Source organism: Vannielia sp. ABF1_015 (assembly GCF_056160745.1).
Genome location: NZ_JBSWXT010000001.1, coordinates 1,312,113 through 1,324,605 on the forward strand (window position 1 = coordinate 1,312,113; position 12,493 = coordinate 1,324,605).

11 protein-coding genes are annotated in these 12,493 nt (G+C 65.2%); 8 read left to right on the top strand and 3 right to left on the bottom strand.

Features of this window, described 5'->3' with window-relative positions; all coding sequences use genetic code 11:
- The first annotated feature begins 12 nt into the window (after positions 1-12).
- The 6 genes from ACXAG6_RS06625 (at position 13) to ACXAG6_RS06650 (ending at position 5,822) form a co-directional block, all read left to right on the top strand.
- A complete protein-coding gene (locus ACXAG6_RS06625; protein WP_475336264.1) occupies positions 13-765 on the top strand; it encodes an electron transfer flavoprotein subunit beta/FixA family protein in 753 nt (250 codons plus the stop codon).
- Positions 765-1,685: an electron transfer flavoprotein subunit alpha/FixB family protein gene (locus tag ACXAG6_RS06630; protein ID WP_475336266.1), complete on the top strand. Its 921-nt coding sequence runs from the start codon at positions 765-767 to the stop codon at positions 1,683-1,685. Before ACXAG6_RS06625 ends, ACXAG6_RS06630 begins: the two co-directional genes overlap by 1 nt.
- Before the next feature lie 3 nt (positions 1,686-1,688).
- On the top strand, positions 1,689-2,603 hold the full coding sequence (folD, locus tag ACXAG6_RS06635; RefSeq protein ID WP_475336268.1) for a bifunctional methylenetetrahydrofolate dehydrogenase/methenyltetrahydrofolate cyclohydrolase FolD: 915 nt from the start codon (positions 1,689-1,691) through the stop codon (positions 2,601-2,603).
- The gene (gene purU / locus ACXAG6_RS06640; protein WP_475336269.1) at positions 2,600-3,484 is read left to right on the top strand and encodes a formyltetrahydrofolate deformylase; all 885 of its coding nucleotides are present in this window, start codon (positions 2,600-2,602) and stop codon (positions 3,482-3,484) included. Before folD ends, purU begins: the two co-directional genes overlap by 4 nt.
- Before the next feature lie 114 nt (positions 3,485-3,598).
- Positions 3,599-5,080 carry an aldehyde dehydrogenase family protein gene (locus ACXAG6_RS06645; RefSeq protein ID WP_475336271.1) on the top strand — a complete coding sequence of 494 codons (1,482 nt, stop codon included), beginning with the start codon at positions 3,599-3,601 and terminating at the stop codon, positions 5,078-5,080.
- A gap of 10 nt (positions 5,081-5,090) precedes the next feature.
- Positions 5,091-5,822 (top strand): sulfite exporter TauE/SafE family protein, encoded by a 732-nt coding sequence (locus tag ACXAG6_RS06650; protein WP_475336274.1) that lies wholly within the window; start codon positions 5,091-5,093, stop codon positions 5,820-5,822.
- Positions 5,823-6,084: 262 nt separating this feature from the next.
- Here the strand turns inward: ACXAG6_RS06650 and ACXAG6_RS06655 are convergent, their stop codons facing one another.
- The 3 genes from ACXAG6_RS06655 to ACXAG6_RS06665 all read right to left on the bottom strand — a co-directional run bounded on the left by ACXAG6_RS06655 (position 6,085) and on the right by ACXAG6_RS06665 (position 9,205).
- Positions 6,085-7,347, bottom strand: coding sequence for an ABC transporter permease (locus ACXAG6_RS06655; RefSeq protein WP_475336276.1), 1,263 nt, complete (start codon positions 7,345-7,347; stop codon positions 6,085-6,087).
- Position 7,348: 1 nt separating this feature from the next.
- Complete coding sequence (locus ACXAG6_RS06660; protein WP_475336279.1) at positions 7,349-8,149, bottom strand: taurine ABC transporter ATP-binding protein; 801 nt, start codon at positions 8,147-8,149, stop codon at positions 7,349-7,351.
- A 66-nt stretch (positions 8,150-8,215) separates the two neighbouring features.
- Positions 8,216-9,205 (bottom strand): taurine ABC transporter substrate-binding protein, encoded by a 990-nt coding sequence (locus tag ACXAG6_RS06665; RefSeq protein ID WP_475336281.1) that lies wholly within the window; start codon positions 9,203-9,205, stop codon positions 8,216-8,218.
- A gap of 281 nt (positions 9,206-9,486) precedes the next feature.
- Between ACXAG6_RS06665 and ACXAG6_RS06670 the strand changes: the two genes are divergently transcribed.
- Positions 9,487-10,854, top strand: coding sequence for an aminotransferase family protein (locus tag ACXAG6_RS06670; protein ID WP_475336283.1), 1,368 nt, complete (start codon positions 9,487-9,489; stop codon positions 10,852-10,854).
- A gap of 75 nt (positions 10,855-10,929) precedes the next feature.
- On the top strand, positions 10,930-12,390 hold the full coding sequence (gene pdxR / locus ACXAG6_RS06675; RefSeq protein WP_475336285.1) for a MocR-like pyridoxine biosynthesis transcription factor PdxR: 1,461 nt from the start codon (positions 10,930-10,932) through the stop codon (positions 12,388-12,390).
- Positions 12,391-12,493: the final 103 nt, after the last annotated feature.

Here is a 12,493-nt window from a genome sequence, read left to right on the forward strand (position 1 = left end):
AGCACGCAACAGATGAAAATCCTCGTCCCCGTCAAGCGCGTGATCGACTACAACGTGAAGGTCCGCGTCAAACCGGACGGCAGCGGCGTCGATCTAGCCAACGTCAAGATGTCGATGAACCCCTTCGACGAAATTTCGGTCGAGCAGGCAATCCGCCTGAAGGAAGCCGGCACCGCCACCGAGGTGGTCGTGGTCTCCATCGGTGAGAAGAAGGCGCAGGAAACGCTGCGCACCGCGCTCGCCATGGGTGCCGACCGCGCCATTCTGGTCGAGGCCGACACTGGCGACGATATCGAGCCGCTGACCGTCGCCAAGATCCTCGCCAAGGTCGTGGCCGATGAGGCCCCCGAGTTGGTCATCGCCGGCAAGCAGGCGATTGATAATGACATGAACGCCACCGGCCAGATGCTGGCCGCGCTCTTGGGCTGGGGTCAGGCGACCTTTGCCTCCGAGGTCGAGGTAGAGGGTGGCAAGGCCTCCGTCACGCGCGAAGTCGACGGCGGCTTGCAGACCATCTCTGTCAAGCTTCCGGCGGTCATCACCACCGACCTGCGCCTGAACGAGCCGCGCTATGCCTCGCTCCCCAACATCATGAAGGCCAAGAAAAAGCCGCTCGAAGAGAAGACCGCCGCCGATTACGGCGTCGATCTCGCGCCGCGCCTCAAGGTGCTGGCAACCGAAGAACCGGCAGGCCGCGCGGCGGGCATCACCGTCGGCTCGGTCGAAGAACTGGTAGGCAAACTCAAGGAAGAGGGGCTGGTCTGATGGCTGTACTTCTACTGGCAGAAATGGCCGGCGGCGCGCTGGCGCTGGATGCAACCGCCAAGGCCGTCACTGCGGCGGCGCAGCTGGGCGACGTGACCGCGCTGGTCTGTGGTCCCACGGCAGCGGGCGAAGAGGCCGCAAGCCTTGAGGGCGTGGCCAAGGTGTTGGTCTGCGAAGATGCCGCCGTCGCCAACGGGCTGGCCGAGAACGTGGCGCAGCTGATCCTCGATCAGGCGCAGGGCGTCACCCATATCGTCGCCCCGGCGGGAAACTCCGGGCGCAACGTGCTGCCGCGCGTGGCTGCGCTGCTTGACGCCATGGTGATGACCGACGTGACCGAGGTGGTCTCGCCCGACACCTTCAAGCGTCCGATCTACGCGGGCAACGCGATCCAGACGGTGCAATCGCTCGATCCGGTCAAGGTGCTGTCGATCCGCACCACCGGCTTCGATGCCGCCGGCACCGGCGCGGCGGCCCCGGTCGAGGCCGTTGCGCTGTCGGCTGTGTCGGACCTGAGCGTGCATGTGGAAGACAAGGTCGTTTCGTCCGACCGGCCAGAGCTGACCTCGGCCAAGGTGGTCGTCTCTGGTGGGCGCGGTATCGGGTCCGAAGAGAACTTCGCCCTCGTCTCCACCCTCGCCGACAAGTTGAACGCGGCCGTTGGCGCCTCGCGCGCAGCGGTGGACTCCGGCTTTGCCTCCAACGATCTGCAGGTCGGCCAGACCGGCAAGGTGGTGGCGCCTGACCTATATATCGCGGTTGGCATCTCCGGCGCGATCCAGCACCTCGCGGGCATGAAGGACAGCAAGATCATCGTGGCGATCAACAAGGACGAAGACGCCCCGATCTTCCAGGTGGCAGATTACGGTCTGGTCGCCGACCTCTTCGATGCCGTACCCGCACTGACAGAGGCGCTCTGAGCCATGGGCGCGCAGCTGATAGACGGCAAGGCCTACGCACAGGCGGTCCGTGCCCGCGTCGGGCTGCGCGTCCGCGAACTGGTGGCCGAGACCGGGCAAACCCCCGGTCTGGCCGTGGTGCTGGTGGGCCACGATCCGGCTTCCGAGATCTACGTCCGCTCCAAAGGCAAGCAGGCGGTCGAGGCGGGCATGGCCTCCTTCGAGCACCGCCTGCCCGCCGACACCAGCGCCGAAACCCTTCTGGCGCTGATCCACCAACTCAACGAAGACAACCTCGTGCACGGCATCCTCGTGCAACTGCCGCTGCCGGACCACCTCGATGCCCGCGAGGTGATCAACGCGATCTCGCCGCAAAAGGACGTGGACGGCTTCCACATCTCTAACGTCGGCATGGTCGGCACCGGGCAAGATGCCATCGTCCCCTGCACGCCGCTGGGCTGCATGATGATGCTGCGCACCCTGCATGACGACTTTCGCGGCAAGACCGCGCTGGTCATCGGCCATTCCAACGTTGTCGGCAAACCCATGGCGCGGCTGCTGCTAAACGCCGATTGCACGGTGATGGTGGCGCACAAATCCTCCACCAACATCCCCGAACTGGCCCGCATGGCCGATATCGTCGTGGCCGCCGCGGGCGTGCCCGGGCTGGTCAAGGCTGATTGGCTCAAGCCCGGCGCCACCGTCATCGACGTCGGCATCAACCGCGTCCCCGCGCCTGACCTCGGCCCGGACAAGACCCGCATCACCGGCGATGTCGATATCGCCGCCCGCGAGGTCGCCGGGGCCATCACCCCCGTGCCCGGCGGCGTCGGCCCCATGACCATCGCCTGCCTTCTGGCCAACACGCTCTCCGCCTATTGCCACCTGCTCGGCTTGCCCGACAGGCCCATCTCTCTAGACCTCCAGGACCCGACATGACCAAGTTTTGCCTGACCGTGACCTGCCCCTCCCGGCGCGGGATCGTTGCCGCGATCTCCACCTTCCTCGCCGACCACGCCTGCAACATCACCGACAGCGCCCAGTTCGACGATCAGGAGACGGGCCAGTTCTTCATGCGCATCAGCTTCGTGCCCGAAGAGGGCGCGGCGCTGGACAAGCTGAACACCGGCTTTGCCGCCATCGCCAGCGAGATGGAGATGACCTACGCCTTCCACGACGAGGCCGAGAAGATGAAGGTCGTCATCATGGTCTCGCGCTTCGGCCACTGCCTGAATGACCTGCTCTACCGGGTAAAGATCGGCGCGCTCCCCGTCGAGGTGGTCGCGGTGATCTCCAACCACATGGATTATCAGAAGGTGGTGGTGAATGCCGACATCCCTTTCCACTGCATCAAGGTCACGAAAGACAACAAGCCACAGGCCGAAGCCGCCATCATGAAGGTGGTCGAAGATACCGGCGCCGAACTCATCGTGCTGGCTCGCTACATGCAGATCCTGTCTGACGAGATGTGCCAAAAGATGTCGGGCCGGATCATCAACATCCACCACTCCTTCCTGCCGTCGTTTAAGGGCGCGAACCCCTACAAGCAGGCCTATGAGCGCGGCGTGAAGCTGATCGGTGCCACCTCGCACTACGTCACCGCCGACCTCGACGAGGGCCCGATCATCGAACAGGACATCGTGCGCATTACCCACGCACAAAGCGCCTCCGATTACGTTTCGCTCGGCCGCGATGTGGAGGCCTCCGTGCTGGCCCGCGCCATCCACGCCCATGCCCACCACCGCGCCTTCCTCAACGGCAACAAAACGGTGGTCTTCCCCGCCTCTCCGGGCAGCTTCTCCTCCGAGCGGATGGGCTGAGGAGCAGCGTTCAACCGGACCCATAAAGACAATGGATTGGACCTAAGCACAGATCCAATCCCGCGATACCCAAAGGGGGCCGCGAGACCCCAAGCGCCTGAGGATGAAGTTTCCATGACCACACCGCACCAGACCCCTGAAGATGTCATTGCAGCCTACGCGCGCACCAATCTGATCGGCAACGCCCGCGTGCCCTCTGCCGCGGCGCTCGATGTGCTGAACCCCGCCACTGGCAAGGTGATCGGGCAGGCCGCCGCCAGCAACGCCGATGAAACCGCCGCCGCCGTGAGCAACGCCAAGGCCGCGCAGGTCGAATGGGCCAAGGTGCCCGCCCGCGATCGTGGCAAGGCCGTTGCCGCCGCCGCCCGCGCCGTGGCCGCGCAGGCCGAGCTGATCGCGCAGGTTCTGGCGCGCGAAACCGGTAAGGCCATCTGCACCGAATGCCGGGGCGAGGTGGCGGTGGCCGCCGATATCGTCGAGTTCTACGGCGGCCTCGGCTCCGAGCTGAAGGGCCAGACCGTGCCCTACAACCCCCGGATGCTCACCATGACCACGCGCGAGCCGCTTGGCGTTGTCGCGGCCATCGTGCCGTGGAATGTGCCGCTCGTGCTCTTCGCGCTCAAGGTCGGCCCGGCGCTGGTTGCGGGCAACACCGTGGTGGTCAAATCCTCCGAAGAGGCCCCCTTTGCCACTTACCTCTTTGCCGAACTGATGATGCAGCACCTGCCCGCGGGCGTGCTGAACGTGGTCAACGGCACCGGGGCCGATTGCGGCAACGCGCTGACCAGCCATCCGGATGTGGCCAAGATCACCTTCACCGGCTCCGAGGCCGTGGGCGAAACCATCAACAAGATCGGCGCGGGCCGCATCATCCCCGTCTCGCTGGAGCTGGGCGGCAAATCCGCAATGATCGTCTGCGAAGATGCCAACCTCGACAAGGCCGTGGCCGGAGCGATCTCGGGGATGCGCTTCACCCGTCAGGGCCAAAGCTGCACCGCCGCCAGCCGCATCTACGTGCACGAGAGCCTGCACGACGCCTTCATGGAGCGCCTCGGCGCCGCGCTGGACAAGCTGGTCATCGGCGATCCGCTCGATGAGGCCACCGATGTGGGCACCATCATCAACGCCAAGCAGGTTGCCACCATCAACGGCTATATCGCCAAGGCCGAAGAAACCCCGGGCGCCTCCGTCCACCGCTACGGCACCCTGCCGAGCGACGCCGCGCTCTCGCCCGAGCTTTTCGCCCAGCCCACCATCCTCACCGGCCTGCCGGACGATCATCCCTGCGTGATGGAAGAAATCTTCGGCCCGGTCGCCGTGGTCCAGGCATGGTCCGATTACGATGCGGTGATGGACCTCGCCAACTCCACCCATTACGGGCTGGCGGCCTCGGTCTGGACATCGAGCCTCTCCACCGCGCTCGACAGCACGGCGCGGCTGAATGCGGGCTACGTGCAGGTCAACCAGAACCTGACGATCCAGCCCAACGTCTCCTACGGCGGGTTCGGCCGCTCGGGGCAGGGCAAGGAAGCCTCGTTGGAGGCCATGGTCGAGCATTTCACCCGGTCCAAGACCATCGTTATGAACTTCGACTGATGCGGCGCTGATGCCCGACATCGTGATCCTCGCCGCCGCCACGCTGGCGGCGGGTTTTCTGCGGGGCGTGACCGGGTTCGGTTTCGCCCTTGCTGCTGTTCCGCTCTACTCCCTGAGCGTGCCGCCCCTTCAGGCCGTGATCCTCGCCCAGATGCTCCAGATCGCCGCCGCCCCCGTCGATTTCCTGCAGGTCCGCCGCCATGTCGACAAGCGCGCGCTGGGGTTGCTCTGCGCCGGGGCCATCCTCTGCACCCCCATCGGCGCCTTCTTCGCCCTGCGCTTGTCGGCCGATGTGCTGCGGCTGTCCATCGCCGTGGTGGTGCTGCTGGGGCTGGTGGCGCTGCTGGCGCGGTTCACCGTGAAGGGCGGGCGCGGCCCCGCCGTGGCCGCCGGGGCGGTGGCCGGGCTGCTGGGTGGGCTGGCCGCCATGCCCGGCCCGCCCGCCGTGGCCTATTTCCTCGGGCGCGGGGCCGACAAACGGGTCAGCCGCGCCTCGCTGCTGCTCTTCTTCGCCTTCACCGCCTGCGTGGCGCTTGGGTCGCTGGCCCTTGCCTCCGACGTGCTGCGCTGGGAGATGCTCCTGCGCGCCGCCAGCGCATGGCCGCTGATGATCCTCGGCACATGGGCCGGCACCCGCCTCTTCGAGCGGCTGGGCGAGGGCCACTACCGCAGCGCGGCGCTCGGCGTGCTCTTCCTCTCCGCAATCCTCACCGGCGCCAAAGGACTCGCAGGGCTGCTCTGAGGCGGCACGCGAGAGGACGCAGGCCCATCGCGTCTTCGGCCGCGGCAACGGCCCCGGCATCTAACCCGTCCCCACCCAAGCACCGGGCAGCGCACCCATCGGCTTGTCCGTGGTGCACCCAACCATCCGTTTCACGGGCAGCCCCGCCGGTTCTGCACGGCCCGCGCCCCGGCCGGACATCGCACGTCTGACCAAGCCGCAAACGAAAAACGCCACCCGCAGAGGGTGGCGTCTGTCTTTGCTCTGCCTTGGGCTGGCGCCGTCAGGAGCGGCCCTTCCACGGCACCAGCCAGCCCTCGGCCTGGCGCATCAGGATGTCGATGGCAAAGCCGATGATCCCGATGATGACGATCCCCATCATCACGATGTCGGTGGCCTGGAACTTTGACGCGGCCACGATCATCTTGCCCGCCCCTTTTTCGGCAGCCACCAGCTCGGCGGCAACCACCGTGCCCCAGCATACGCCCATGGCCACCCGTGCGCCGGTGAATATCTCGGGCAGCGAGTTGGGCACGATCACATGGCGCAGCACCTGCCACTTCGAGGCACCCAGCGAATAGGCGGCGTGCACCTTGGTGATGTTCACCCCCGAAACGCCCGCCCGGGCGGCGATGATCATCACCCAGAGCGCGGCAAGAAACAGCAGCACGATCTTGCCCTGCTCGCCGATGCCGAACCAGATGATCACCAGCGGGATCAGCGCCAGCGGCGGCACCGGCCGCATGAACTCGACGATCGGGTCAAACCAGCCGCGCGCCCAGCCCGAAAGGCCCATCGCGTAGCCCAGCGGGATGCCAACCAGCGAGCCCAGCACGAAGCCTGCGACCACGCGCCAGAGCGACCAGCCCACATGCTCCCAGAGCGACACGTTCTGATAGCCGTTCTTCGCGATGTCGATGAACTGCCCCACCACCGCCTCGGGCGAGGGCATCCAGATCGGCTCCATCTGGAGGCCCTTATCCGGCGTGAAATTGAGCGAGCCCTTCGCCGTCATCGCCACCTTGCCATGAGGGACTGAAACCGTCTCTCCCGGCGCGATGGCCTGGCCCGCCACGGAGGTGATCCGCGCGTCCTCGCCATCATTGCGCTGCGCGCTGATCAACACCGACCGCCAGGCCGCAACCGTGGCGCTGTCACTGGTGACAAAGCCCGTGGCAGGCCCCGGCGCCGGGTCTTCCGCCGAGGCATCCGCGTCATGCACCGTCACGGTCACGGTGCCTTCCCCCGTGCTGCCGTCCGGCGCTTCGGCGGTATATTCAAACGAGGTGGTCCCGGTGTAGGGCCCCGGCACATGCAGTGGCACCAGCTTCGAGCCGGTGAAGGCACCCCAGACAAGAAACACCACCACCAGCGACAGCACCGAGGCGACCCGATCCGGCAACACCGCGCTTTCATCCCCGAAGGTCACTGTCTTGAGCGAGGTGAAATCGCGCATCCGCCTCACCCGGCGGCGCACCAGCGTGATGGCAAAGGCTGCGCCGAAGAACAGCGCGACATAGACAAGAAGTATCAAAAGCCCGGTCATGTCAGTTTTCCGCCCCGCCCATGATTTCCTCTTCCATTTCCCAGATCATCCCCAGGATCTCGTTCTTCATTTCGCCAAACTGCGGGTCTTCCTTGACGCTGCGCAGATCGCCGCCCACGGCCTTGTCGGCAAAGGGCAGACGGTATTCGCGGTGAATGCGCCCGGGGCGCGGTGCCATCACCAGCAAGCGCTCGCCCAGCAGCAGCGCCTCATCGACCGAGTGGGTGATGAGAATGATGGTCTTGCCGGTCTCCTTCCAGAGCTTCAGCACCAGCCCCTGCATCTTCTCACGGGTCAGCGCATCGAGCGCCCCCAAAGGCTCGTCCATCAGGATCACGTCCGGGTCGTTGGCAAGGCAGCGGGCCAAGGCCACGCGCTGCTGCATGCCACCCGAAAGCTCGTAAACCGCCTTGTTCTTGAAGGCGCGCAGGCCGACCGTATCCAGAAGGCTCTCGACGATTGTGTTGCGGTCGTTCTCCGGCATCCCCTTCATCCGGGGGCCAAATTCAACGTTGTGGCGCACGTTCATCCATTCGAACAACGCGCCTTTCTGAAACACCATGCCGCGCTCTGAACCGGGCCCTGTCACGGGCCGCCCGTTCAGCGTCACCTCGCCATCGGTCTGCGACAGAAATCCTGCGAGGATATTCAGCAAGGTAGACTTGCCGCAGCCTGATGGGCCGAGGACCGAAATCAGCTCCCCCTTCTGGATATCGAGCGACACGTCCTGCAACGCCTGAACGTGCCCGCCCCTCGGCAGGTCAAAACGCATGGACAGATTGTCGATGCTGAGAAATGGCATGAGAGCGGGTTCCCTTCGTGGAAATGCGGGTGCTGGCGGGCCGCGCGGCCCGCCAGCGGCTGGGCTTTACTGGCCGGCGACAGCCGAGAGCGGGCCGGTGTTCACCGCGTCCTCGTAGCTGTCCAGCGCAGCATCGATGCTTCCCGCTTCCACGAACACATCTGCCACGCCCTTCATGAAGGTGGCCGCGTTCCCGCCCAGCCACTTCTCCGAAAGCTGGTCTTCCACCGAGGGAAAGGTGAAAGTGGAGATGGAAGCCTCGGCCGCCTCGGGCGACATGCCCGCCTCGACGGCGATCTTGCTCAGCATCTCGGGGGCCTTGTTGGCGCTCCATTCGGCGTTGTATTGCGCGGTGACAGCCAGGAAGTCCGATACCATCTCGGAATTCTCGATGACGAAGTCCGCAGGTGCGGAGGTCACATCGAAGACGAGAATGCCCAGCTCTTCCTTCTCGGCACCGGTGAGGAGCACATTGCCATGCTCCTTCATGCGTGCCAGCCCGCCGCCGTAGCCGCAGGCAAAGTCGACAGCACCCTGGGCCAATGCGGCGGCACCGTCAGCGGGGGCCATGTCCACCACGGTCAGCGAGCCGACATCGACGCCGAAATGGTCCATCTGGCGCAGGAAGCCGTAGTGCGCCGCAGTGCCCAGCGGCACGGCAACCTTCTTGCCGGCCAGCTCATCGGCGCTGTCCTTGTCGATCTCCAGTGCGCTCGCGACCACGCAGTTGTCGTTCTCGGAGTAGCTGACGGCCACGTCGACCACCTGCAGCGGCTGCCCGGCAGAGGCGGCAACGACGAAGGGGGGCACGCCTTGGCTGATCGAGATCTGCACGTCGCCCGAGGCCATCGCCGCCGACATCGCCGTGCCGGTCTCGAAGGACACCCAGTTAACGGTTGTCCCGAGCGCCTCGTCATAGGCACCGTCGGCCTTGGCGGCCAGGAACGGCATGGGCCATTCGAGGAAGTAGCCCACCGTGAGCTCCTGAGCGTTGGCAGCCTGTGCGGCCAGCACCAGCGCCGATCCAGTCATCAGTTTGGCAAAGGTTTTCATCATTGTCTCTCCGTCGTTTTGCATTCCTGCCGCGTGAAGACGTCTTTGGCTCTTGAGGCCCATGCCCCGACGCTCGCGACTGATCCAAAGAAGACATCGCCCCGAACGTCCTACTCAACGCTGCCAATCGATCGGACTCATTGAATTGAAAGGATTGGCCCTATGGGATCCGCCGACGTGTTGAATATTTGGGCAATAGCCGGTTTCGGGGAGCGATTGCACCCGATTATCGGTGCCTCCTCATTCCTCCCCCTGTCCGAAAGGTCCGCGCAATGAACAGCATCATGTCTCCGAACGACCTCAGCGATATCGTTAGCGCCGACCGTGCCCATGTCTGGCACCACATGACCCAGCACAAGGCGCATGAATCTGTGGATCCCACCGTCATGGTCGAAGGCAAGGGGATGCGCGTGTGGGATACCCGCGGCCGCGAGCATCTCGATGCCGTCTCCGGCGGCGTCTGGACGGTAAACGTGGGATACGGCCGCGCCAGCATCGCGCAGGCCATCGCCGAACAGATCACCAAGATGAACTATTTCGCGGGCAGCGCAGGGTCGATCCCGGGCGCGCGCTTCGCTGAACGGCTGGTCGAGAAGATGCCGGGCATGAGCCGGGTCTACTACGTCAACTCCGGGTCCGAGGCGAACGAGAAGGCCTTCAAGATGGTCCGCCAGATCGCCCACAAGCACTTCGGCGGCAAGAAGCACAAGATCCTGTTCCGCGAGCGCGATTATCACGGCGCCACCATCACCACGATCTCCGCAGGCGGCCAGCCCGAGCGCAACGCAGGCTACGGTCCCTTCACGCCCGGCTTCGTGCAGGTGCCCCATTGCCTCGAGTATCGCGCCCAGTGGGATGTCGAGAACTATGGCGAGCGCGCTGCCGACGCCATCGAAGAGGTGATCCTGCGCGAAGGCCCCGAAACCATCGGCGCGCTCTGCCTCGAGCCGGTCACGGCAGGCGGCGGCGTCATCACCCCGCCCGAGGGCTATTGGCAGCGGGTGCGCGAGATCTGCGACCGCTACGATATCCTGCTGCATATCGACGAGGTAGTCTGCGGCGTCGGGCGCACCGGCACTTGGTTCGGCTACCAGCACTACGGCATCAAGCCCGACATGGTGACCATGGCCAAGGGCGTCGCCTCGGGCTATGCGGCCATCGCCTGCCTCGTCACCACCGAAGAGGTCTTCGACCGCTTCAAGGATGATGCCGCCGACCCGATGAGCTTCTTCCGCGATATCTCCACCTTCGGCGGCTGCACCGGCGGTCCGGCGGCGGCGCTGGAGAACATGGCGATCATCGAGGAAGAGGGCCTGCTGGAGAACACCACTGCCATGGGCGCCCGTCTGATGGACAACCTCCGCGCACTGGCAGAGCGACACAGGGTCATTGGCGACGTCCGGGGTTTGGGTCTCTTCTGCGGTGCCGAGCTGGTGGCCGACCGCACCAGCAAGGAGCCGGTGCCAGAGGCGCAGGTCAAGGCCGTTGTGGCCGACTGCATGGCGCAGGGCGTCATCATAGGGTCCACCGCGCGGGCCCTTCCGGGGCTGAACAATACGCTCTGCCTTGCGCCCGCGCTGATCGCCACACCGGATGACATCGACACCATCACCGAGGCCATCGACGGGGCACTGGGCCGGGTCTTCGCCTGACCGAAAAGGGGTTTGCGAGGGGGGTGGCGCGCGCATAACCTGCCGCGCAACGCCTCCTTCAAAGAAAGACCCCAGGTGCCCATTCCGCCGGAAATCTTCCTGCTCCCTCAAGGCAGCACCGCCACGCTGCAGCAGCAGATCCAGCAGATTGTGGCCGACGCCATCGTCACCGGCCGCTGCGCCCCGGGCGAGCGCCTGCCCTCCTCGCGCCGGTTGGCCCAGCACCTCGGCGTTTCGCGCATCACCGTGACGCTGGCCTACAGCGAGTTGGTGTCCAACGAATATCTCTACGCCCGCGGCGGCTCGGGCTTCTACGTCGCCGAGAACGCCCCGCGCCGCCCCACCTTTCATGAAGGCCCCCAAGGCCCCGCACCCGCGATCGACTGGCAACGCCGCCTCCGCAAGGGCATCCCCGAACGCGACGACATCCTGCGTCCCTCCAACTGGAGCGACTACCGCTACCCCTTCATCTACGGCCAGTCCGACCCCGGCCTTTTCGACCACGCAAACTGGCGCAAATGCGCCATTCAGGCGATGGGGCGGAAGGAATTCGACAGCCTCACACGCGACAGCTACCAGCACGACGACCCGATGCTGGTGGAGTACATCCTGCGCCACATCCTGCCGCGCCGGGGCATTCATGCCACGCCCGACGAGTTGATCGTCACCATGGGCAGCCAGAACGCTCTGTGGATGGTCGCGCATCTCCTGCTGGATCAAGCGCCCAGAACCGTGGCAGAAAACCCCTGCTATCCCGGTCTGCGCAAGATTTTCGACCAGAAGGGTGCTGTCGTCACCTCGGTTGATGTGGATGACGAGGGCTTGCCGCCCGAGCACATCCCGCGGGAATGCGACCTCGTCTTCACCACGCCCAGCCATCAGGCGCCCACGAATGTCACGATGCCCTTGGCGCGGCGAAAGGCGCTTCTGGAACGTGCCGAACAGGACGACTTCCTTGTCGTGGAGGACGACTACGAGTTCGAGATCTCGTTTCTCAGCTCACCCGCCCCGGCGCTGAAATCGCTCGATAAGGGCGGGCGTGTTATCTACGTGAGTTCCTTTTCCAAGTCGATCTTTCCGGGGCTGAGGCTTGGCTACATGGTGGCCGCGCCTGAGTTGATCCGCGAGGTGCGCAGGTTGCGCTCCGTCATGCTGCGTCACCCGCCAAGCCACCTCCAGCGCACCACCGCCTACTTCCTGTCTCTGGGCCATTTCGACAGCCAGCTTCACCGGATGACACGAGTCTATGCCCAACGTCGCGCAATCATGGAGAACGGCCTAAGAGAGCTTGGCCTTGGCCAAATGCGGCCCCGGGCCACCGGCGGTTCGTCTTTCTGGATCGAGGCGCCGCCCGGCATTGACACTTCGAGCCTTGCGATGAAATTGCGCGCGCAGTCGGTTCTCATCGAACCGGGGCAGGCTTTCTTTGCCCGCCGATCGCCGGATACGTCGCATTATCGGCTCGCCTATTCGACGATCCCGACCAACCGCATTCAGGACGGAATGAAACTGATCGCATCCGCCCTGTCGCCGTAGGCTCTTGGGCTCATGTTGGATCCGAATTCGGCGGTACAACTCGGTGAGTCGAAGCACCGAGCGGTAATGCGCTGGCTGAGCGCGGCCGGGGGAGGGCAGGACG